Raw genomic sequence first — 22,007 nt, 5'->3', positions numbered from 1 at the left:
ATTTTAAACGCTCTATTGTGTTTTGACATAAAAAGACCCCCAATAATTGGAATGTCCAACTAATGGGGGTCACTTCACATCAGAGCGGTTTTTTGTATTCTTTTTCGCAGCAGTGCTTAAGCAAGTTCTGCCAAGCAAAGTTCATCGTGAATTTGCTTGCACCACGCTTTAACGCGCGAGTCAGTTAGTTCTGGTTGACGGTCTTCGTCAATACCCAAGCCAACAAAGTGATTGTCGTCAGCCATGCCTTTAGACGCTTCAAAGTCGTAGCCTTCAGTTGACCATTGACCTACTAAAATCGCACCTTTGGCTTCAACGATGTCACGTACCATGCCCATCGCGTCTAGGAAGTACTCTGCATAGTCTTCCTGGTCTCCACAACCAAAAATAGCAACTAGCTTGTCGTTGAAGTCAATTTGCTCTAGTTCAGGAAAGAAATCATCCCAATCGCATTGCGCTTCACCGTAGTACCACGTAGGGATACCAAAGATAAGCAAATCAAATTCAGCGATGTCTTCTTTACTGCTCTTGGCAATGTCTTTAACATCAATTAGCTGTTTACCCAATTCCTTCTGGATCATTTTCGCAACATGTTCGGTATTACCCGTGTCACTTCCGAAAAATAGGCCAACGCTTGCCATATCTAACCTCTATTAATCGTTACTAATTAAACGCCTGTGCTTAGCCAAAACCATTCAATAATGCCCTTCGCAAGAAACCCTAATGCGCCTAAACCTAGCACACCGTACGTTACCACTCGTCCAATAAGTGGCACATCGTTCTTACGCAGTACATCGTGTACAGCAAAACCCATCAACCCAAAAAGGATAGATAAGCCGCCATACAGCATGATGGACTCAATGAGTTCGTAATTTTCTGCAAGCATAGCGTTGTTACTTAAAAAAATCTGGCGCAACTATATCACAGTATATACGCCTGTAAGAGCCTAAAACGTTCAAAAATAGGTAATAATAGTCATTCTCATCTTAAATGATGATGAAAACCCTTCTTTAAGACGATTTATTGAGCGTTCTTTCTACAACGGCGTTAAAGACCGCTGGCTTTTCTGCATGTAACCAGTGGCCAGTACCTTCTATTACATGTGCTTTAGCCATAGGAAAATAACGCGTTATTTCATCGCGATAGGCTGGCGTAATATAATCAGACTCACTGCCCTTGATGAATAATGTTACGCCATCAAATGTTTGATTTGTTTGTTCCCAATCAATAATGTGTGAATAACTTGCAATTAATCCATCGACATTAAAACGCCATTTCCAATCGCCATTTTCATCTTGATATAGGCTCTTCAATAAGAATTGTCGAACGCCTGGCTCTTTCACATGTTTAGCCATTTCTTTTTCAGCATCTTTTCTACTTTGAATTGCATCTAAGGGAACGGCCTTGAGTCCATCAAATACGGTTTGGTGACTATGGTCGTAAGATACTGGTGCAATATCGGCGACAATGAGGTGAGAAACAACGTCGCCGTGGTTTAAGGCTAATCTCATGGCTACTTTGCCGCCTAATGAGTGGCCTAAAACCGCGCTTTCTCTAATATTAAGCGATTGCATAATCTCGAACACCCCATTTGCAGCATCGTCGACAGAAAATGAAGATGTCCATGGGGATTCACCGTGGTCAGGCAGATCAATGCTGATCACGTTGTAATTAGACTCAAAGTGGCGCTTAATGCCGGCTAAATTATCGGCATTTCCAAATAGTCCATGAATGAGAATCAGCCAGGGAGAGGTAGAAGCGCATTCCGAAAGTTTGTAGTTCAACTTCACAATATACTTATCCGTTTCTGAACATGCTGTTCAAACAAAATAAGGCCTGTAAAAACAGGCCTTGTTTAATTCACAATTTCAATTAATTAATGGCGTAATCGTCGAGTGACTTACCGCTATCTAGCGCTTCTTTATAAACGCGAGGCATGCGTCCTATACCTGTCCAAAGGTGTTCTTCACCCTTGCTATCAACAAGCTTGTATTTAACCGGACGTTTTTTGCCAACCTTTTTGTTTGTTTCTACATTTAATGCCTGTAGATCTTCAACATTTAAACCCGCTTCTTCCATTTGCTTTTTAATAGCAGCGAGCTTCTCTAATTTTTCTTTCTCAAGCTTTTCTTGTTCTACTAATTTTTCTTTTCTTTTCTCAATTATACCGCTAAGTTTTTCTTGAACTTGTTCAAGTTCTTCAATGCTTAATTCCTTAACAGCACCTTGTAAACGTCTTCCATGGGTTAAAATATCTAAAAAATCGCTCATTAATTAACCTTAATACGTTGTACTTAATTTCTATTGGATAATAAATAAAAGTAGCACAAAAAAAAAGCGAGCCAAGCTCGCTTTTTAAAAATATCCGTTAAATAGCAAATTAATACTTTAAATTACATGTTCGGGTAATTTGGTCCGCCGGCACCTTCCGGAACTACCCATTTAATATTTTGACTTGGGTCTTTTATGTCGCAGGTTTTACAGTGAACACAGTTTTGTGCATTAATTTGGAACCGTTTTTCACCTTCCTCTTCAATTACTTCATATACACCAGCAGGGCAGTAGCGCTGTGCTGGCTCTGCAAATTTAGGTAAATTAACCTGCAAAGGAATAGACGGATCTTTTAATTTTAAGTGGCAAGGCTGGTCTTCTTCGTGATTTGTATTAGATAAAAATACAGAAGACAGTTTATCAAAGCTTAACACGCCATCTGGCTTAGGATATGAAATCTCTTTTGCATCTTTCGCTTCTTTAAGCTGTGCGTAGTCTTTATGTTCGTCTTTCATGGTGAAAAACAAATTACCATTAAAGATATTTTGCTCTAGCGTGTTAAATGCGCCACCCCAGAAATTTCCGAGTTTGTGGATAGCGGGGCCAAAGTTACGAGAGCGGAACAATTCGTCGTATAGCCACGATGATTTAAATTTCTCTGTAAAGCTTGTTAACTCTTTTACTGGTGCCTCAGCATTTTCTGAAATGGCTTCAAAAATACTCTCTGCTGCAAGCATGCCCGACTTCATGGCCGTGTGATTACCTTTAATTTTGGCAAAGTTTAGCGTTCCGGCTTCACAGCCGACGAGTAAACCACCTGGGAAGGTCATTTTAGGCAACGAGTTAAACCCACCTTTAGCGATAGCTCTTGCGCCATAAGAGACACGTTTACCGCCTTCAAGGTACTGTTTAAATACGGGGTGGTGCTTTAGGCGTTGAAATTCATCAAACGGGCTTAGGTATGGATTGTCGTAGTTTAGGTCTACGATTAGGCCAACGAACACTTGGTTATCTTCAGCGTGGTATAAATAGCTACCGCCTGTTGCATCGTCAAGTGGCCAGCCTGCACTGTGAACCACAAGCCCTGGCTGGTGCTTGGATGGGTCTATATCCCAAATCTCTTTAAAGCCAATGGCATAATGTTGCGGTGAACTGTCTTCGTCCAGCTTAAAGTGCGAAATGAGGTCTTTTCCTAAGTGACCGCGACAGCCTTCTGCAAACACTGTGTATTTAGCGCGTAGTTCCATACCTGGCATGTAACCGTCTTTAGGTTCGCCGTTTTCACCCACGCCCATGTCGCCGGTAAGTACACCGCCAACACTACCATCTTCATTGTAAATGACTTCAGAGGCCGCAAAGCCAGGGAATACTTCAACACCTAGTTGTTCAGCTTGTTCTGCCAACCAGCGACACACATTACCCATAGACACAATATAGTTGCCATCGTTGTGCATGGTTTTCGGAGTAATAGCGTTAGGTAACTTTTTCGCTGAAGTCTCATCATTAAGTAGGTAAATGTGGTCTTCAGTTACGGGTGTATTGAGAGGTGCACCTTTTTCTTTCCAATCAGGGAAAAGTTCGTTTAGTGAGCGCGGCTCAAACACGGCACCAGAAAGAATGTGTGCACCTACCTCGGAGCCTTTTTCGACCACACAAACCATTAGCTCTTGGTCTTTTTCATTTGCAAGCTGCATAAGCTTACAAGCCGTTGATAATCCAGCTGGGCCGGCACCGACGATGACTACGTCAAACTCCATCGATTCTCGTTCCACGGGAGGCTCCTTATGTTTGTATTTTTATAATGCACTATTGATGAAACAAATAATGCTTTGTGTCAAAAACATGTAAATTAATTGTCGTTTTGCAAGGTAATGCAGGTTGACGTTTACGTCAACAGTAAGTACATTGCAAAGCAGTTTACGTTAACGTTAACTGGCAGTGTATTATAACTGCTCGTAAACGTGGTGTTAACGGCGTTTTAAGGCTAGCCTTTAAAAAAACGTACGTTCCACGGATTCTTTTTTAACGTAGAGCACATTGTTAAAGTTTCAAAAAGCGTGGTGAAGTAATACGTTTTTAATTATTAATAGTTAATTATTAATGAAACGTAATAGACACCGACGAACTCAACAATTGAGGTAAATATGAAAATACTCGTACCGGTCAAACGCGCGATCGACTACAACGTTAAGGTAAGAGTGAAGGCCGATGAGTCTGGCGTAGATCTTACCAACGCAAAAATGGCCATTAACCCTTTTTGCGAAATTGCTGTTGAAGAAGCCGTTCGATTAAAAGAAAAAGGTGTGGCCACTGAAATCGTTGTTGTTTCAATTGGTGATAAGAGCTGCCAAGAACAAATACGTACAGCATTAGCCCTAGGTGCTGACCGTGGTATTCAAATCGATACCGACCAAAATCTTGATTCACTTCAAGTGGCAAAGCTGTTATCTAAAGTAGTTGAAGAAGAGCAACCACAGCTTGTTATTCTTGGTAAGCAGAGTATCGACTCTGACAATAACCAAACAGGACAGATGCTTGCAGCACTTACTGGTATGCCGCAGGGGACTTTTGCGTCAGAAGTCGTTGTTGACGGCGAAAAAGTAAATGTAACCCGTGAAATTGACGGCGGTCTTCAAACTGTTGCACTTTCGCTTCCAGCGGTAGTAACCACAGATCTTCGCTTGAACGAGCCGCGTTATGCATCGCTTCCTAATATCATGAAAGCAAAGCGCAAACCGTTAGACGTTAAAGCGGCTGCGGATTTTGGTGTTTCACTTGACTCAAACGTTAAGGTGCTAAAAGTGACGCCTCCGCCTCAGCGCGAGGGTGGCATTAAAGTGGCAGATGTTGCTGAGTTGGTAGACAAGTTAAAAAATGAAGCAAAGGTGATCTCATGAGCGTACTCGTATATGCAGAACACGATAATGCAAGCTTAAAGACTGAAACGCATAAGCTTGTGAATGCCGCGCAGAAAATGGGTGGCGATATTCACGTGCTAGTCGCAGGTGAAGGTTGCCAAGCAGTAGCTGAAGCTGCGGCGCAAATTGACGGTGTTGCAAAAGTACTTGTTGCTGACAATGCTGCTTACAAGCATCAGCTTGCTGAGAATACGGCTGATCTAGTTGTAGAACTTGCTGCTGACTACAGCCACATTGTTGCTGCTGCAACCACGACAGGTAAGAACTTCATGCCTCGCGTAGCGGCTTTATTAGACGTAGCGCAAATCTCTGACATCATTGGTGTAGAGAGTGAAGACACGTTTGTACGCCCAATTTACGCAGGTAACGCTATTGCTACCGTACAATCATCTGACGCGAAGAAGGTCATTACTGTACGAGCTGCATCATTTGATGCTGCAACAACAGGCGGCAGCGCAGAAGTTGCAGCAGTGGACGTTGTAAAAGGCAGTGATAAGTCTGATTTCGTATCGGCAGAGCTGACTGAGTCTGAGCGACCTGAATTAACTGCAGCAGAAGTGGTAATTTCAGGTGGCCGTGGTATGCAAAACGGTGACAACTTCAAGCTTCTTGAGGGCATTGCTGACAAGCTAGGTGCTGCTATTGGTGCATCACGCGCCGCAGTAGATGCTGGGTTCGTTCCGAATGATATGCAGGTAGGTCAAACAGGTAAAATTGTTGCGCCTCAGCTTTATATCGCGGTAGGTATCTCGGGCGCTATTCAACACCTTGCAGGTATGAAAGACTCTAAAGTCATTGTTGCTATCAACAAAGATGAGGAAGCGCCAATTTTCCAGGTTGCAGACTACGGGTTAGTAGGCGACTTGTTTGATGTACTTCCAGAGCTGGAAAATTCGTTGTAAATCGAATTTTAAGGTTTAGCAAAATAAAGACAAAAGGCTGCGTATACGCAGCCTTTTTTGTAGGGAATTGTTATAAAATACCTAGAGTAGTTACGGGTATGTTTTTTAATGGAACAATAATTTAAACGCGCACCACTGAGTTGTCTTCTATGCTCACAGGTGAGGGGATATAAGCATCTGCTTCCCAATCATTTTCCCATTTTTCACCATCGATGAGATAGCGAAACTGGTACTCGTGATCCTTCTCTAAATCCACCGTTAACGTAAAGTCTCCACTTTTCAGTTTCTTCATCGTTAGTGGCTGTGATTTCCAGTCAGTAAAGTCACCACACAACGCTGCTTCTTTGGCGTCTTGCGCCGCTTCCGCATTTAGTCGAAATGTCACTTTGCACAGAGGTTTTGATTTAAGGTATTGTTTCTTAAGACTCATAATGTGTTTTCCCTTCAACGTAGCGAAATCATTCCCGAGGCTACTTCGCATTAAAGACTAAGCTCAAATAACAACCGCCGGTTAACTCATAACCAATGAGTGATTAAATAATCAACGAAAATCTGATAATTATCAATCTTACTTTGTATTCTTTTGATAATTTTTTATATTAGGGCGGCTGATTTTTATGTGTATTTTAAAAACAATTAACAGACACAAAATTTAACAATCTTAAGTGGGCACAATAACCACAAATCAGTACACTAGTGTTGAAACAATAATAATAGATTTTCGTGGGTTATCAGGTGGTATGTGAAAGTGCAATACATCGTTGCGTCCGTTTCACTCGCGTGGATTTCCTTCGTTCCTAGGGATAGTAAATGAAAAACTCCATCTTGATGAAAAGTGGCATTCCACTAATCATAGTTTTGGTCGCGTTTATCGCCGCGACAGTCATGATCAAATCACGTAAGCCACCAGAGCAAGTACCCGTGGAAATTCCTGCTTTTTTGGTTGAAGCGAAAGAAGCAACAGCAGAGGCCGTGAGCTTTATCGTAAAATCTCAGGGTAACGTTGTTCCACGAAATAAAACTGCGTTAAGTGCGCAGGTCAGTGGCCAAGTAGTAAGTTTGTCTGATGTATTTATAGCTGGCGGTACGTTCAAAAAAGGGGATGTGCTGGCAACACTTGAACAAGATGATTATCGCACGGATCTTAAGCTTGCAGAGGCTGAATTAGCTCAAGCGCAAGCAGCGCTTCAAGAAGAAATAGCTCGCGGCAAAGTAGCAGAGCAAGAATGGCGTTCGGTAAGTAGCGTTGCACCGCCTGAGTTGGGTTTACGTAAGCCGCAACTGGCAAAAGAACAAGCAAACGTTAAAGCTGCAGAAGCCAAACTAGAGCGCGCAAAACGCAACTTGGCAAGAACGCAAATTACAGCCCCTTATAATGGCATTGTGGTTGAACGTAATATTGACCTGGGTCAGTTTGTATCAATGGGCGCAGTACTTGGTACCGTTTACTCCACCGATACTGCAGAAGTCAGGCTGCCTATTACTGACAGCGATTTAATGTTTATCAATATTGCCGGACAATCCAATGACGGCGCTCCGGTTTCGTTGACGGCCTCTGTGGGCGGTGTGAAACGTACTTGGGAAGGTAAACTGGTGCGTTCAGAAGGTATTTTAGATACAGGCAGCCGAGTAGTATATGCCATTGTGGAAGTACAAGATCCTTACAATCTGAAATCTTCACACAATGCCCCCCTTCGTTTTGGTCAGTTTGTAGAAGCAGAAATCACGTCTCGTCAGAATGAAGAATTGGTGGTGTTGCCTCGTAGCATTTTACGTTTAGACAATACCGTACTGACTGTTAACGACAATCGTGAGATTGAAATAAAGCCTGTTGAGGTTGCGCGCACAACCGCTAAAGAAGTGTTTATTCGTTCTGGTATTGAGCATGGAAGCCTGGTAGTGAGAAGTGCCGTACCAAACCCGTATAATGGCATGAAAGTTCGTCTACCAGGTGATGAGCCAGTGCTTTCTGATGCAGCTGAATCAGATGCTAGCGAAGATACTGATAAAGTAGAGAGCACGTCCACCGAAGGTGATAGCGAATGAGCCGTATTGATACCAATAAAGGGCTTATTGCCTGGTTCGCGCGTAACAGCGTAGCTGCAAACCTTCTGATGTGGTTGCTTGTAGTTGGCGGATTATTTGGTGCCTTCAGTATTCAGAAGCAAGTATTTCCCAATTTCGAGATAGACGTTATTAATGTTCGCGTACCGTATTTGGGGGCCGCACCTCAGGAAGTAGAAGAGGGCGTACTGCTTAAAATTGAAGAGTCAATTAAAGACTTAGAGGGTATTAAGCAGCTTAATTCCACAGCCGTTGAAGGTATGGGTACGGTAAGTATTCAGGTGGAAGAAGACTATGATGTTCAATCTTTACTTGATGAAGTAAAAGTACAAGTTGACGCTATTCCGAGCTTCCCCGCGGACACTGAAAAGCCCGTTATTTACCGTCAAAAAATACAACAAGACGTAATTTGGCTCTCGGTTTACGGTGACGCGTCTGAACGGGAGTTAAAAGAGTTTGCCAAAGATTTGCGCGACGACATTGCTAACCTACCTGGTATTTCAAGTGTTCAAGTTGTTGGGGCAAGGGACTATGAGATTTCTGTTGAGCTTTCGGAAGTCGATTTGCAAAAATACAACCTTACATTCGCCGATGTCGTTGCGCGTTTAAGTCAAACCAGCGTCGACTTACCTGGCGGCTCAATTCGCACTGAAAATGGCGATATTCTGCTTAGAACGAAAGGGCAAGCCTATACGGGCTGGGATTTCTCGCAGATTGTTTTAGTAACAAACGGTAACGGCACGCGCGTGACATTAGGTGATGTGGCGTATATCAACGATGGTTTTATTGAAAATAACCAATATGCGCTATTCGACGATAAACCCGCTGTTAGTTTGCGAGTGCGTGCGGTAGGTGATCAAAACGCATTAGAAATCTCTGAGCAAGTTAATACCTATATTGAGAGTCAGAAATCGGAATTTCCGGCGCATATTACAGCTGATACGTGGGGCGACAGTTCGTTCTACTTAGCTGACCGACTCAACATGATGCTGGAAAACATGTTCTTCGGCGCGCTGCTGGTTTTCTTGGTACTTTCTTTATTTTTAAAAATTAAGCTCGCGTTTTGGGTCATTGTGGGCTTGCCGGTTTGTTTTCTTGGCACCTTGTTAGTTATGCCGCTAGATATGGTTGGTGTGTCTATCAACATGCTTAGCCTGTTCGCGTTTATTCTTGTGCTGGGTATTGTGGTTGACGACGCCATTATCATGGGGGAATCGGCGTATTCTGAAATAGACAAAAAAGGCCATAGCGCTGGAAACGTGATAGCGGGCGTCAAAAAGGTCGCTATGCCAGCAACATTTGGCGTGTTGACAACCATTGCCGCATTCTCGCCCATGCTGATGGTATCTGGGCCGTTTGGAATTATTTGGAAAACCATCGGTATGGTGGTTATCGTATGCCTTATTTTCTCGCTCATTGAGTCCAAATTAATATTGCCGGCTCACTTGGTACACATGAAGCTTAAGCCTTACGATCCTGAAAAGGCGAATAGATTTCAAAAGTTCCGAGATTTCTTCAGCGAAGGTATTAAGACGTTTATAAACAATAAATACGCGCCATTTTTGGCTACAGCTGTACGAAATCGCTACACCACGGTTGCTGTGTTTATGGCTATGCTGATCCTCACAGTAGGCCTGTTCGGTGGTGGTATTGTACGTTTTGTATTTTTCCCGAATATTCCTAGCGATTTTATGATTGCAAGTTTCGAGCTTGAGCCAGGCTCATCGCTTGAACAGCGTGATAATGTACTGACTACGCTTCGCGAGGCCATGCACCGCATGGACGACAAAGTAGCTGAAGAGTCGGGTGAAAACGTTATAAAGCACGCCATTGCCTTTGATAATGGCAACCTTGGGGGAGAGATTTTCGCAGAGCTTACCAAAGGTGAAACGCGTACGCTGACAGACTTTGAAATTCAAGACATGTGGCGTCAAGAGTTACCAGAAATCCCAGGTGTTAAGTCGTTTAATATTAGCTCTCCGGGTGGCCCTGGTGGTGGTTCAGACCTGAGCTTTGAATTTAGCTCAAGCGATATTAAGGCCCTTCGTTCGATAAGTGATGAACTTAAAGAAGCGTTGGATAAATACGAAGGTGTTACCGACATTAACGACACCTTCTCAGGCGGAAGCGAAGAAATTCAGCTAGCACTGAAACCTCAGGCTGACGCGCTAGGTATTTCATTGCGTGATTTAGGTCAGCAGGTTCGCTTTGGTTTCTATGGTGCGGAAGTACAGCGTATCCAGCGTGACGATGAAGAGATCAAGGTGATGGTACGTTATCCGAAAACGGAGCGTAGCTCTATCGAGCATCTTGAAAACATGCGTATCCGCGCGCCAAATGGGCAAGAAATTCCGTTCGAGCAGGTGGCTACATTTACAGTTGGTCAGGGCTTTGATTCAATTATTCGTGTCGATGGTAAACGCTCGGTAACCGTAACTGGTGCAGTGGATAAAGCGTTGCTTGACCCGTCAGAAGTAACCAATGATGTGATTGAAAATCTGATGCCGGATCTACTAGCGCGGTATCCTAAAGTGGACTTCCAGCTTCAAGGTAACTCGAAAGAGCAAGCTGACGCAATGTTCAGCCTAATGCAGGGGCTTCTATTTGCACTCTTTGCCATTTACACCTTGCTTGCTATTCCGCTTAAATCGTACAGCCAGCCGTTCATTATTATGTCGGTTATACCTTTTGGTATCGTAGGCGCCATTGTGGGGCATTTAGTATTAGGTATGGCGGTAAGCGTACTTTCTATCTGCGGCATAATTGCGTTGTCTGGGGTTGTAGTTAACGACAGCTTGATCATGGTGGATTTTGTTAACCGTGCGCGCAAAGAAGGCATGTCGCTAATGGATGCTGCTATTAGCGCAGGTACACAGCGTTTCAGAGCAATTATCCTCACCTCACTAACAACGTTTATGGGGCTAATGCCGATTGTTTTTGAGCGCAGTTTACAGGCTCAAGTTGTGATCCCAATGGCTATTTCATTGGCCTTCGGTATTTTGTTCGCCACGGTGATCACCTTGCTGCTTGTTCCAGCGCTGTACCTTATTTTAAATGACCTTAAAAGCGTGTTTAAAGGTCGAAAACATACGCAAGTTACGACAGAAAGCTAAATAGAAAATGCCGGTTGAAACCGGCATTTTTCGTTTAAGGAATAAAAATGAAGAAAAATCTAATATACGCTGCCATAGTAGCGGCATCAGCAGGTTTAACCGTGGCGTGTACAAGCTCGTATACCGAATCTACTAGTTCAGTGCAAGGTGAATCACAAAGCGGCGGCATGCCAAAAGTGTCCGACTACCCAGAAACCAAAACTGTGACTCAGCAAGACAACTATCATGGCACTGTAGTGAGCGACCCATACCGCTGGCTAGAAGAAGAAAAAAGCGAAGAGGTAAGTGCTTGGGTTGAGTCTCAAAACACCCTTGCTCGTCCTTATCTGGCTGAATTGCCCTCTAGAGAAAGATACAAAGAACGTCTAACAGCGCTGTGGGACTACGAAAAATATTCAACGCCTTATATGGTAAACGGCAAGCTTTTTTATTCTTATAACGACGGCTTACAAAACCAATATGTGCTTTATATGGCTGACGGCGTTAACGGTGAGCCTGAAGTACTGATTGACCCAAATACATTGAGTGAAGATGGCACAGTGTCTATGGCGTCAACTGAACTAAGCCCTAAAGCCTCGTTCTTGGCCTACATGCTTTCTGACGGTGGTACAGACTGGAAAACTATTCACGTTCGTGACACCAGTAAGAAGTCGGATTTAACTGACACTATTAAAGGCATTAAGTTTTCAAATATCGCGTGGTTGCCCGATGAAAGCGGCTTTTTCTATTCACGTTACCCCCAAAATGAAGCTGGTAAGTATGATGATAGCCAAACCGTATCTATCTATTTTCACGCAATAGGTACAGCGCAAAGTGAAGACAAAAAGGTTTTTGCGTTTGACAATAAACCTACATGGAACCCTTATCCTTCGGTTGTTCAAGATGGCAAAACACTGCTCATTTCTGTGTTCGAGGGATATCAGGCGAATGGTGTTTATGCTAAATCGCTGGTAAATGATAACAGTGAGCTCGTTCCGGTTTTCGACAAATGGGATGGCCGTTACGACCTAATTGGCGAGCATGACGACGAGTTATTTTTCACATCTACAGCAAATGCCCCTAGAGGTAAGGTTATTAAGGTTGATTTCGATGGTGGCGTTAAAGCAACGGAAACCGTAATTGAAAGTACATCTGATACCTTGTCGAGCGTTTCGCTATTGGGTGAAAAACTTTTTGCTCAGTATCTAAAAGATGTAAAAGGGCAGGTAAGTGTATTTGATTTAAACGGCAAGAAAATAGATGAAATTGCGTTTAATGATATTGGAAGTGTTAGCGGGTTTTACGGAAGCAAAAATGCCGATACAACGTTCTATAAACTTACGGGGTTCACTAACCCTGGCCAAGTATTTGCGTATGACGTAAAAAGCGGCGAGTCATCATTATTTAAATCCATCGATACAGGTGTTAATTATGATGACTACGAAACAAAGCAAATTTTTTACACCAGTAAAGATGGAACAAAAGTTCCCATGTTTATTGTGCATAAAAAAGGCTTGAAGCTAGATGGAAATAATAAAACATTACTGTACGGGTATGGTGGTTTTAATATTTCACTGCTGCCCCGCTATTCAGTATCGCGCATGGTATGGGTAGAGCAGGGCAATGTACTGGCCATAGCTAACTTACGTGGTGGTGGTGAGTATGGGCAACAGTGGCACAAGGCTGGGACTAAGTTAGATAAGCAAAACGTATTTGATGACTTTATCGCAGCGGGCGAGTATTTGGTTGAAAGTGGCTACACCACGCCGGATAAAATGGGTATTCAAGGTGGCTCGAATGGCGGTTTGCTTGTTGGTGCGACCTTGACTCAGCGCCCAGATCTTTTCTCAGCAGCCTTACCTGCAGTTGGCGTGTTAGATATGCTTCGCTATCACACACCTAGTGCAAATGCGCGAGCATGGTCCTCTGATTATGGGTTAAGTGAAAACAAAGACGAATTTGAAGCGCTTTATGCTTATTCGCCACTTCACAACACTAAGCCGGGCACGTGCTACCCAGCTACATTAGTTACTACAGGTGATCACGATGACCGTGTTGTGCCGTGGCACAGCTATAAATTTGCAGCCCAACTACAGGCTGACCAAAGCTGTGATAACCCAATCCTGCTTCGCGTGGAAACCCGAGCGGGACACGGTGCAGGCACACCTACATGGATGCAAATAGAGGGGTATGCTGACCAGTGGGCATTCCTAGAATCAGCCCTCAATTAAGCTTTTTGACAACGACTAAACAGGAGCCGCTTGAATAAGCGGCTTTTTTGTTTGCATTTTAAACAAATAACCATATACTGTATAAATATCAGTATGGTTTATTTTGAGTCTCATCTTGGTTCGCTGATTAGCGCAACATTTAGGAGATAGTTATGCAAACAGGTATTAAAGCGGTCGACCAGCTTATTTTAAAACATGGCATAATGGCTGATTTAGGTTCAGATACGTTTCAGCGCCGTAGTCGCTTAACTGGTGGCGATGAGCGTGCAAATGCACTGCCTTTCTGTATGTATCAAAAAGTGGCACATGCCCCTTTGTCTCATCAATTCACGGTGCATCACTTTTATATGCCGGGTAGTAAAGGGAAGCTGGCGAGCTTTCTGTTTAATGAAAAAGGGCAGTTGATCGAGCAGGTCTACTATCAGAAAGTAGCGCGATGGGTGAAGGTGTGTAGGAAATTACAGCAGCTTGTGCAAATGCCTACATCTGATATTCATATGGCGGCGTAACAGATAAAAAAAGCGGTAACGTTTCTCAACGTCACCGCTTTTCTACTAAATAGATAGGTAGCTACAATGGAAGAGAGTAGCTACTTAACTTTTCTTAGTAATATGTGTACTTAAACTCAACACCCCAAATACGAGGTTCGTTTACAATACCCGTTAAGTTTGCAAAGTCGATTGCACCTTTAACGTTGTCTTCGTCTGTAATGTTACGACCGAATAGCGCTACCGTGTAGTTGTGCGCAAAGTTCTCATAACCAATGCGTAGACCGCCTTCGAAATTGTCGTCTGTAGTAAACTCAACCGCTTCATATAGGAAGATGTTGGTTTCACCTTGGAACGCCCAATCAGTAAACACGAAGAACTCACCGTCATCACCCATAGGGATAGTGTAACGTGCAGTGAAGTTAAAGATTGATTCAGGTGCTTGCGGGAAAGGGTTTCCGTCAATGATTGCATTGAATCCATCTGGGCGCTCGTCAGTTACTGTACAGTAGCCAGTGAAGCCATCAGATGCGCTTGTACCACAAGGTGCAACCGTTAGAGAGTCATCTTTGATCTCAGTGTGGTTGTAGCTGTAGCCAGCAGTAAAGGTAAGTTCGTCAGTCGCTAGCCATTGAGCGTCTACTTCAAAACCATAAGCTTCACCTTCGTCAGCATTCACTAGCGCAGTAAAGTTGTTACCACCACCAATGGCCGAGAACTGCATGTCATCAACGGTATAGTAGAACGCAGCAGCGTTTAGACGTAGCGTGTCGTCGAATAGGTCTGACTTAATACCCACTTCAAAAGAGTTGATCGTTTCTGCGTCTGCAACTGAAGGTGCACCTTCAAATGCAACGTCACGACCTTGGATAGTTTGCGCTCTGAAACCATTAGCATAGCGAGCAAAAACAGACATGTCGTCAGTTACACGGTAGTTCGCGCTAAGCTCAAAGCTTGTTTGACCGTCATCTACGTTGATGTCTTCGTAATCCTGAACGGCAGCAATGCCTAGAACAACGGCAAAGCCGTCAACGTTCTGTTCGCCAACCACAAGAGACTTCTTGTCGTGAGTGTAACGGATACCACCAGTAACGTTTAGCTTGTCGTTAACTTGGTAAGATGACTGACCGAATACCGCCCATGTTTGGTTTTCATGGAATACCGTAGTCGCACCAAAGAAACCGTCGATGCTGGTTACGTTGAACGATGCATCGTAATAGAAAGCACCTACTTGCCAGTTCATAGGGTCACTGGTGTTGCTTGCTAAACGAAATTCTTGCGTGTACTGCTCTAGATCGTCAAGGTTATCTTGAGTTACAAAGTTTTGTGAAGCAATCGCGTCGCCGTCGATGTCGCCAAGGCTTGAACCTTCAGCGGTTTCAATTGCAGAGATTGAAGTAAAGGTTACATCGTCCATGTCGTATTCTAGTTTAAGTGATGCACCTAAACCTTCGTAAGACTGTGGGTTGTTATCTGTACCGTTACCTTCTAGATCGCCGTCGTAGCTTACTGTTTCGCGGTCGTAGCTATCGTTAAGGTCATTGCTGCCTTTATTAAAAACGTTTCCACGGAAAATTGAAGCAGTACCGTCTAAGTCGCGGCCGTGTACGTTGAGAAGTGCAGAGAAGTCCGCCGATGGCTCCCAAAGAAGCTGTAAGCGCCATGCTTTTTCGTCGAAGCCGCCTAATGCGTCGTTTTGACCTGTTGCTGCGTTGTCGATGTAATCATCACGCTCTTGTGACAATACAGAAAGACGGGCAGAAAGTTCGTCAGTAAGACCGCCGCTAATAGCGCCTTCGAAGTTCATTGTACCGTATGAACCGAAGCCTGCTTTCGCGTAACCTTCAACGTCTTGGGTTGGTTTTACTGTATCAAATTTAATGATACCAGCAGTGGTGTTACGACCAAATAGTGTACCTTGTGGGCCACGAAGTACTTCAACTTGCTGAACGTCGAAAAGCGGGAAGCTTTTAAGTACCACGTTTTCCATTACCACTTCATCCATGATAATAGAAACAGGTTGTGATGCAGCAAGGTCGAAGTCGGTGTTACCTAGACCACGAATATAAAAACGCGGTGCAACACGACCATTTGATGACTCAGCATAAAGACCTGGTACGCGAACCGCTAGAGCAAGAATATCTTCACCGCCAGAGAATAGGCTTTCGAATTTCTCACCGCTTAGTGTCGCAACAGAAATAGGTACTTCCTGAATTGACTGAGTACGCTTTTGCGCAGTAACGGTAATCTGTTCAAGTGAGGCTTCTTTTTTTTCTGTCGTCGCGGCCTCTTGTGCAAGAACTGAAGAGCTGAACGCAGCACTAACGGCTAACGCTAGTGTGGCGATTTTGTGTGTTCTCATGTTTCCACCAAGATGATTTTAAATTTATACTTTTGTAGTGTTTTTAGCACAAAAATTAACAATCTATGCTTGGCTCTGCATTTTACACAAACTTTTACATAAAAACTTCAAATTTGTGCAAACCAAGGCGTTTTTCATCGAAAATGCACAATATTAGTTAGATTAAATATAACTAAAAAGCCTGTGTGCACAGGCATGGAACATCAAAACTTAATAGAGAGATATTTTTTGGTGCAAGTAGTCTACTAACCATCTAAATCAAATTAGCCTCGCTTGAATTTCGCTCGGTATTGAGAAGGTGATAAACCAGTCGTTTTTTTAAATAGTCGGGTGAACGAGCTAAGGTCTTCATAGCCTACAGCGCTAATCACGCTCTCTAACGGCATACTAGAGGTTTCTAAGAGCTTTCTCGCGTGCTCAATGCGCAGCGACTGTAAATACTGACCTGGTGTAATATCACACGCGTTTTTAAATCGGCGTATAAGTGTGCGTTCGGTCATATTATGCCGTAGCGCTAGTTCGCTTAGCGTACATTTATCTTGTACGTTTTTTTCCAGAAAAGACTGTACCGCTTTAATGTCCTTGTCTGAGTGAAATCGTCGCTGACGACTGCTGGCATAAATAGTTTGGCTTGTTCTGGACACATCCAAAACGTGGGATTTTGCCGTATCGCTCGCAATCTGATGACCACAGTAGCGTTCTATCAACAAGATAGATAAATCAATCCACGCCATGCCGCCGCCTGCACAAAACACCGTATCGTCTTCAGTAACCATTTTCTCGGGTTGTAAGTTTACGGTAGGGTACATGGCCTTAAATTTATCTGCATATCCCCAATGTGTAGTGGCAATTTTATTATCCAATAATTCAGATTGGGCCAAAAGGAAAGTACCGGTGCAATTGGCGGCAATGTCGGCCCCAATTTTCTGAAGACGCCTTATATGTACAAGCAGAGGCGCTGTGCTTTCTAGCACTTCATCAATATCGCCACCAATGGTGGGAATTAACAAGACATCAGTCTGTGAGACTTCTTCGATGGCGATATTGGGCTGTAGAACAACTTGATTAGAGCAAAGAATAGGCTGCCCATGGTGACTGGCCAACTGTACTTTAAACTGAGGGTTGGTTGGTAAGTTGTGTATTCGCTGCCAACTAATACCTGCGAAAGCAAATACATCGAGGGCTCCTGTAATGGCAGATGCCAAGGCTTGGTTAAAGCCGAGTACGGTAACGGTGAATTTCGTGTCATTCATAAAAATAATTCGAGTTATAAAATAAGATAAAACTCAGTGATTGTTGGCGTGATTGACCATTATTGTGTCATTAATGACAATAATGGCACGATAACGAATATGACACAATGTGTTAACAAGTTTTCGTAGAGGACAGGACACCATGGCCGATCAACTTATTCCCCGCCGTGAAATGCAATTTCAGCTGTACGAAGTATTAAACACCGCAGCCTTATGTGAAAAAGCTCGCTTCGAAGAGCACAATGTAGAAACCTTCAACGCTGTTATTGATATGGCCGAGAAGATGGCAGAAGAGTTATTTCTTCCTCATAATGCCGTTGCTGATAAAAACGAGCCTACATTCGATGGCACTAAAGTCTCTATGATTGACGACGTAAAAGTGGCCTTCGATACTTATAGAGAATCGGGCTTTATCGCGGGTCACTTCGATTTTGAAGATGGCGGCATGCAGCTTCCTGTTACCGTGATGAATGCCTGCGCGGGCTATTTTTTAGCGGCAAACCCATCGTCAACCGCTTACCCTTTTTTAACTGCGGCTGCCGCCAATGTCATTAAACACTTTGCCTCCGAAGATATCAAAAGTGCGTTTCTATCAAAAATGCTAGCGGGTGACTTTACTGGCACCATGGCGCTTACCGAGCCCCATGCCGGTTCGTCACTTGCTGATATTCGTACATCAGCAAGGCCGCAAGATGATGGTACGTACCGAATCAAAGGCAGCAAGATTTATATATCAGGTGGTGAGCATGAGCTTTCTGACAACATCGTACATTTGGTGTTGGCGAAAATTCCAGGTGGTCCAGCTGGTGTAAAAGGCATTTCCTTATTTGCTGTACCTAAATACCGTCTCGACGCTGAAGGCAATCCAGATGTGCGCAACGATGTAACCCTTGCTGGTCTTATCCATAAAATGGGCTACCGAGGTACAACTTCAACCGCACTAACTTTTGGCGAAAATGGTGACTGCCACGGCTACCTGATTGGCGAGCCGCACCAGGGTTTGCGCTACATGTTCATGATGATGAACGAAGCACGCATTGGCGTGGGCTATGGTGCTGCCATGATAGGGTATCGCGGGTACCGTTACTCACTAGAATACGCAAAAGATCGTACCCAAGGTCGCGCTGCGCCTAATCTTGCGCCAGAAGACGAGCCTACACCTATTATCAATCACGGTGACGTGCGACGTATGTTGCTAGCGCAAAAGGCCTACTGTGAAGGCGGTATGTCCCTCTGCTTGTACGGCAGCATGCTCATCGATGAGATGGAAACGGAAACTGACAGCGAAAAACGTGCCGAACTTTCTCAGCTTTTAGATCTTTTAACACCCGTGTTCAAAGCATGGCCTTCAGAGTTTGGCCCTAAAGCCAACGATTTGGCAATTCAAATTCTAGGTGGTGCGGGCTATACCCGTGAATATCCTGTTGAGCAGTGCTGGCGAGATAACCGCTTAAACCCAATTCACGAGGGCACGAATGGTATTCAGGCGTTAGATCTGCTTGGAAGAAAGTTATGGCAGCACGACGGCAAAGGTCTTCAGGTGCTGCTTTCTCGTGTAACCAGTGATATGAAGCTCGCAGAAACACCACGAGCGCAGGCACTAGCTGCAAAATTAAAACCTTATCTAGACCAGCTTGGTGGTTTAATTCAACAGGCAGCAGCCGATTTGCGCTCAGATAAGCAACCAGTCTTGCTAACCAATGCGAGTTGCTTCTTAAACGTATTTTCAAGTTGTGTGGTGAGCTGGATTTGGCTGCGCCAGGCAAATGTTGCCGAACAAACACTCGCTAATGGGGCCGGCGAGCAAGACGTTGACTTTTACGAAGGTAAGATAGCTGCTGCTGAATACTTCTTAAATTGGGAATTACCGCTTGTCAGTCGCGATATTGAGGTGCTTTCTTCACGCGAGGCGACGTGTAACAACGTAAAAGCGAGTTATTTTTAATCGTTAAAATCAAGAAGCATGCGCAGTGACCAAAATTAACGGCGTTGCGCTTGTTCACTAAATTGGAGTACAGCTAATGAATGTAGCTGCAAATGTTGAAGGTAAACATATTCTTATTACTGGTGGAGGCTCGGGGATCGGCGCTGCATCGGCTCGCGTATTGAGTGCGCGTGGTGCAACAGTTGGTATTGCAGATTTAAACGAAGAAAACGCCAAAGCATTGGCTGAAGAAATTGTTACTGCAGGTGGCAAAGCCTATGCGGTGGCGGTGGATGTTACCGAACCGGCTCAGGTAAAAGCGATGTTCGACACGGCGCTTTCTCATAACGACAAGATTGATGTGGTTATTAATAATGCGGGTATCGACCATTTTCCAGCTCCGCTAACTGAAGTCGATGATGCCATGTTTATGAAGAATATTCAGGTCAACTTAGCTGGCGTATGGTATTGCATGAAAAACGCCCTCAAGCATATGACGGCGACAGGCGGTGGCCACATCATCAATATTGCCTCTGTAGCTGGATTGCGGTCTGCGCCTATGATTAGCGCTTACAGCGCTTCCAAACATGGGGTAGTGGGGCTTACTAAATCGGCGGCGGTGGAATACGCAAGGGCGAACATTCGCATTAACGCTGTTTGTCCAAGTTTTGTAGATACTCCTATGGTGCAAGGCGTTTTATCAAAATTGGATGAAAGAGGCCAAAAAGGGCTTATTGGCGCCAATCCAATGAAGCGTTTGGGTAAACCAGAAGAGATTGCTAATGCCATTGCTTGGTTGTGTAGTGATGAGTCGTCATTCATGACGGGTCAGTCAGTAGTACTCGACGGTGGTATGTTGGCCTAGAGCAGGCACCGCAACAAGCGTTAATAATAGAAATTAAGCACACAGCACTTTATCAGCAAGAATTAAGGATATGACAATGAAGAACCTTTTTGATTTAACAGGAAAAGTTGCACTGGTTACAGGTGCAAGTCGCGGTATCGGTGAGTCTATTGCCCGTTTGCTTGCCCAGTATGGCGCGCATGTAATTGTATCAAGCCGCAAAATTGACGGCTGTGAAGCTGTTGCTTCTTCAATTCGTGACGCAGGTGGTAAGGCGACAGCGCTAGCGTGTCATGTGGGTGAGATGGAGCAAATTACAGAAGCATTTAACGTCATTAAGCGCGATTTTGGAAAACTGGATATTCTAGTAAACAACGCGGCAGCCAATCCTTACTTTGGGCATATCTTAGATACTGATCTTGGCGCCTACAATAAAACTGTAGACGTCAATATTCGTGGCTACTTCTTCATGTCGATTGAAGCTGGCAAAATGATGAAAGAGCAGGGTGGTGGCGTCATTCTTAACACGGCATCGGTAAACGGTGTAACACCGGGTGACATGCAGGGGATTTATTCTATTACGAAAGCTGCGGTTATCAGCATGACTAAGTCATTTGCAAAAGAGTGCGGTAGCTTGAACATTCGCGTAAACGCATTATTGCCAGGTTTAACCGATACTAAATTTGCGTCAGCGTTAACAACTAACGAGCAAATCTTGAAGCACGCGCTTAAAGTTATTCCACTAGGCCGTGTCGCTGACCCAGATGAAATGGCGGGCACGGTATTGTATTTAGTATCAGACGCTTCAACCTACACGACCGGCACGACAGTGGTGGTAGATGGTGGTATGCTAGCGTAATTAGATACAGTTACGAGATACGACCATGCATATATGGGTTGACGCCGACGCGTGCCCTGCAGTGATCAAAGACATTCTTTTTAAGGCAGCCAGACGTACCAAGCTGCCTTTGTCTTTGGTGGCTAACCATTCTATGTCTGTTCCACCAGACAAGCACATAACCTTAACGCAAGTGCCGTCAGGCTTCGATGCTGCTGACGATTATATAGTAGAGAAGTGTGAAGCCGGTGATTTGGTCATTACCAATGACATTCCATTGGCCGCTGATGTACTGGCAAAAAATGCGCTAGCGTTAAATAACCGTGGTGAAGAATACGACAAGTCGTCTATTAAGCAGATACTGGGCATGCGGGATTTCATGGAAACCATGCGCTCAAGTGGCGAACACACAGGCGGACCAAAAGCCTTCTCTCAACGTGACAAACAAAACTTCGCCAACGCACTAGACCGACTCCTCACCCAAGGCCTCCGCAACCTCAAATAAAATAATGGGGTCAGAGTACATTTCTACAGCGTGATCTGATCAGAGAAAATATTGGGGTCAGAGTACTTTCAATACTGAAAAAAGTACTCTGACCCTGAGGGATCCCCACGAATTTAATTCCATGTGCCTGCGGTCCAGGCCCCGTCGACTATGGAGCTGTACCATTTGAGTGCAGTTTTCCACTGTCGCATAGTGAATCTTATTCGGCAAGCAACAGCTCTCAGACCGAGATAGTGGAATGACAGCACGCTTCTGGTGTCGGTATTAGCTTGGAAGCGCCGATGTTTATTCGAAGAGACGACTACCATACCCAAT

18 protein-coding genes are annotated in these 22,007 nt (G+C 44.2%); 10 read left to right on the top strand and 8 right to left on the bottom strand.

What is annotated here, in order from left to right; translation table 11 throughout:
* Nucleotides 1–116: 116 nt before the first annotated feature.
* From fldA to QME20_RS18600, 5 genes are all read right to left on the bottom strand, one after another.
* On the bottom strand, nt 117–641 hold the full coding sequence (fldA, locus tag QME20_RS18620; protein ID WP_014949739.1) for a flavodoxin FldA: 525 nt from the start codon (nt 639–641) through the stop codon (nt 117–119).
* Nucleotides 642–667: 26 nt separating this feature from the next.
* Nucleotides 668–886, bottom strand: coding sequence for a DUF2788 domain-containing protein (locus QME20_RS18615; protein ID WP_012519093.1), 219 nt, complete (start codon nt 884–886; stop codon nt 668–670).
* Nucleotides 887–1,010: 124 nt separating this feature from the next.
* Nucleotides 1,011–1,790, bottom strand: a complete 780-nt coding sequence (locus QME20_RS18610; protein ID WP_239301955.1) for an alpha/beta fold hydrolase — start codon at nt 1,788–1,790, stop codon at nt 1,011–1,013.
* An 82-nt stretch (nt 1,791–1,872) separates the two neighbouring features.
* The gene (locus QME20_RS18605; protein WP_014949737.1) at nt 1,873–2,271 is read right to left on the bottom strand and encodes an H-NS family nucleoid-associated regulatory protein; all 399 of its coding nucleotides are present in this window, start codon (nt 2,269–2,271) and stop codon (nt 1,873–1,875) included.
* 122 nt (nt 2,272–2,393) lie between these two features.
* Entirely contained in the window at nt 2,394–4,043 is a 1,650-nt protein-coding gene (locus QME20_RS18600) for an electron transfer flavoprotein-ubiquinone oxidoreductase (protein WP_014976739.1), read from the bottom strand.
* Nucleotides 4,044–4,415: 372 nt separating this feature from the next.
* On the opposite strand from QME20_RS18600, the gene QME20_RS18595 reads away from it, so the two are divergent.
* Nucleotides 4,416–5,168 (top strand): electron transfer flavoprotein subunit beta/FixA family protein, encoded by a 753-nt coding sequence (locus QME20_RS18595; protein WP_014949735.1) that lies wholly within the window; start codon nt 4,416–4,418, stop codon nt 5,166–5,168.
* Nucleotides 5,165–6,091: an FAD-binding protein gene (locus QME20_RS18590; protein ID WP_014976738.1), complete on the top strand. Its 927-nt coding sequence runs from the start codon at nt 5,165–5,167 to the stop codon at nt 6,089–6,091. The genes QME20_RS18595 and QME20_RS18590 overlap by 4 nt, the downstream gene beginning before the upstream one ends.
* Nucleotides 6,092–6,212: 121 nt before the next feature.
* On the opposite strand, the gene QME20_RS18585 is transcribed toward QME20_RS18590, so the two are convergent.
* Nucleotides 6,213–6,521, bottom strand: a complete 309-nt coding sequence (locus tag QME20_RS18585) for an isoamylase early set domain-containing protein (RefSeq protein ID WP_014949733.1) — start codon at nt 6,519–6,521, stop codon at nt 6,213–6,215.
* 380 nt (nt 6,522–6,901) lie between these two features.
* Between QME20_RS18585 and QME20_RS18580 the strand changes: the two genes are divergently transcribed.
* The 4 genes from QME20_RS18580 (at nt 6,902) to QME20_RS18565 (ending at nt 13,987) form a co-directional block, all read left to right on the top strand.
* On the top strand, nt 6,902–8,137 hold the full coding sequence (locus QME20_RS18580) for an efflux RND transporter periplasmic adaptor subunit (protein WP_014949732.1): 1,236 nt from the start codon (nt 6,902–6,904) through the stop codon (nt 8,135–8,137).
* Complete coding sequence (locus QME20_RS18575; protein WP_281716407.1) at nt 8,134–11,268, top strand: efflux RND transporter permease subunit; 3,135 nt, start codon at nt 8,134–8,136, stop codon at nt 11,266–11,268. The genes QME20_RS18580 and QME20_RS18575 overlap by 4 nt, the downstream gene beginning before the upstream one ends.
* Before the next feature lie 47 nt (nt 11,269–11,315).
* A complete protein-coding gene (locus QME20_RS18570) occupies nt 11,316–13,478 on the top strand; it encodes a prolyl oligopeptidase family serine peptidase (RefSeq protein ID WP_281716406.1) in 2,163 nt (720 codons plus the stop codon).
* A gap of 152 nt (nt 13,479–13,630) precedes the next feature.
* Nucleotides 13,631–13,987, top strand: coding sequence for a hypothetical protein (locus tag QME20_RS18565; protein WP_014949730.1), 357 nt, complete (start codon nt 13,631–13,633; stop codon nt 13,985–13,987).
* Between the two features lie 94 nt (nt 13,988–14,081).
* Here QME20_RS18565 and QME20_RS18560 read toward each other — a convergent pair whose 3' ends face one another.
* Both QME20_RS18560 and QME20_RS18555 read right to left on the bottom strand, forming a co-directional pair.
* Nucleotides 14,082–16,328 (bottom strand): TonB-dependent receptor, encoded by a 2,247-nt coding sequence (locus QME20_RS18560; RefSeq protein ID WP_061485988.1) that lies wholly within the window; start codon nt 16,326–16,328, stop codon nt 14,082–14,084.
* Between the two features lie 263 nt (nt 16,329–16,591).
* A complete protein-coding gene (locus QME20_RS18555) occupies nt 16,592–17,581 on the bottom strand; it encodes a helix-turn-helix domain-containing protein (protein ID WP_281716405.1) in 990 nt (329 codons plus the stop codon).
* A 142-nt stretch (nt 17,582–17,723) separates the two neighbouring features.
* Between QME20_RS18555 and QME20_RS18550 the strand changes: the two genes are divergently transcribed.
* The 4 genes from QME20_RS18550 to QME20_RS18535 all read left to right on the top strand — a co-directional run bounded on the left by QME20_RS18550 (nt 17,724) and on the right by QME20_RS18535 (nt 21,692).
* Complete coding sequence (locus QME20_RS18550; RefSeq protein WP_281716404.1) at nt 17,724–19,526, top strand: acyl-CoA dehydrogenase; 1,803 nt, start codon at nt 17,724–17,726, stop codon at nt 19,524–19,526.
* Between the two features lie 76 nt (nt 19,527–19,602).
* Nucleotides 19,603–20,370, top strand: coding sequence for an SDR family NAD(P)-dependent oxidoreductase (locus QME20_RS18545; RefSeq protein WP_281716403.1), 768 nt, complete (start codon nt 19,603–19,605; stop codon nt 20,368–20,370).
* A 76-nt stretch (nt 20,371–20,446) separates the two neighbouring features.
* Nucleotides 20,447–21,208 carry an SDR family oxidoreductase gene (locus tag QME20_RS18540; RefSeq protein ID WP_014949725.1) on the top strand — a complete coding sequence of 254 codons (762 nt, stop codon included), beginning with the start codon at nt 20,447–20,449 and terminating at the stop codon, nt 21,206–21,208.
* Between the two features lie 25 nt (nt 21,209–21,233).
* On the top strand, nt 21,234–21,692 hold the full coding sequence (locus tag QME20_RS18535) for a YaiI/YqxD family protein (protein WP_014949724.1): 459 nt from the start codon (nt 21,234–21,236) through the stop codon (nt 21,690–21,692).
* Nucleotides 21,693–22,007: the final 315 nt, after the last annotated feature.

This window comes from Alteromonas sp. CyTr2 (genome assembly GCF_947311905.1).
In the GTDB taxonomy this organism is placed as follows: Bacteria; Pseudomonadota; Gammaproteobacteria; order Enterobacterales; family Alteromonadaceae; genus Alteromonas; species Alteromonas macleodii.
Note: the sequence above shows the minus strand (reverse complement) of the source record. Positions and strands in the feature narration are given on the sequence as shown.

Coding starts and splice junctions, on each gene's coding strand:
- fldA (WP_014949739.1), bottom strand. CDS start 641: ATGGCAAGCGTTGGCCTATTTTTCGGAAGTGACACGGGTAATACCGAA.
- QME20_RS18615 (WP_012519093.1), bottom strand. CDS start 886: ATGCTTGCAGAAAATTACGAACTCATTGAGTCCATCATGCTGTATGGC.
- QME20_RS18605 (WP_014949737.1), bottom strand. CDS start 2,271: ATGAGCGATTTTTTAGATATTTTAACCCATGGAAGACGTTTACAAGGT.
- QME20_RS18595 (WP_014949735.1), top strand. CDS start 4,416: ATGAAAATACTCGTACCGGTCAAACGCGCGATCGACTACAACGTTAAG.
- QME20_RS18590 (WP_014976738.1), top strand. CDS start 5,165: ATGAGCGTACTCGTATATGCAGAACACGATAATGCAAGCTTAAAGACT.
- QME20_RS18585 (WP_014949733.1), bottom strand. CDS start 6,521: ATGAGTCTTAAGAAACAATACCTTAAATCAAAACCTCTGTGCAAAGTG.
- QME20_RS18580 (WP_014949732.1), top strand. CDS start 6,902: ATGAAAAACTCCATCTTGATGAAAAGTGGCATTCCACTAATCATAGTT.
- QME20_RS18575 (WP_281716407.1), top strand. CDS start 8,134: ATGAGCCGTATTGATACCAATAAAGGGCTTATTGCCTGGTTCGCGCGT.
- QME20_RS18570 (WP_281716406.1), top strand. CDS start 11,316: ATGAAGAAAAATCTAATATACGCTGCCATAGTAGCGGCATCAGCAGGT.
- QME20_RS18565 (WP_014949730.1), top strand. CDS start 13,631: ATGCAAACAGGTATTAAAGCGGTCGACCAGCTTATTTTAAAACATGGC.
- QME20_RS18560 (WP_061485988.1), bottom strand. CDS start 16,328: ATGAGAACACACAAAATCGCCACACTAGCGTTAGCCGTTAGTGCTGCG.
- QME20_RS18555 (WP_281716405.1), bottom strand. CDS start 17,581: ATGAATGACACGAAATTCACCGTTACCGTACTCGGCTTTAACCAAGCC.
- QME20_RS18550 (WP_281716404.1), top strand. CDS start 17,724: ATGGCCGATCAACTTATTCCCCGCCGTGAAATGCAATTTCAGCTGTAC.
- QME20_RS18545 (WP_281716403.1), top strand. CDS start 19,603: ATGAATGTAGCTGCAAATGTTGAAGGTAAACATATTCTTATTACTGGT.
- QME20_RS18540 (WP_014949725.1), top strand. CDS start 20,447: ATGAAGAACCTTTTTGATTTAACAGGAAAAGTTGCACTGGTTACAGGT.
- QME20_RS18535 (WP_014949724.1), top strand. CDS start 21,234: ATGCATATATGGGTTGACGCCGACGCGTGCCCTGCAGTGATCAAAGAC.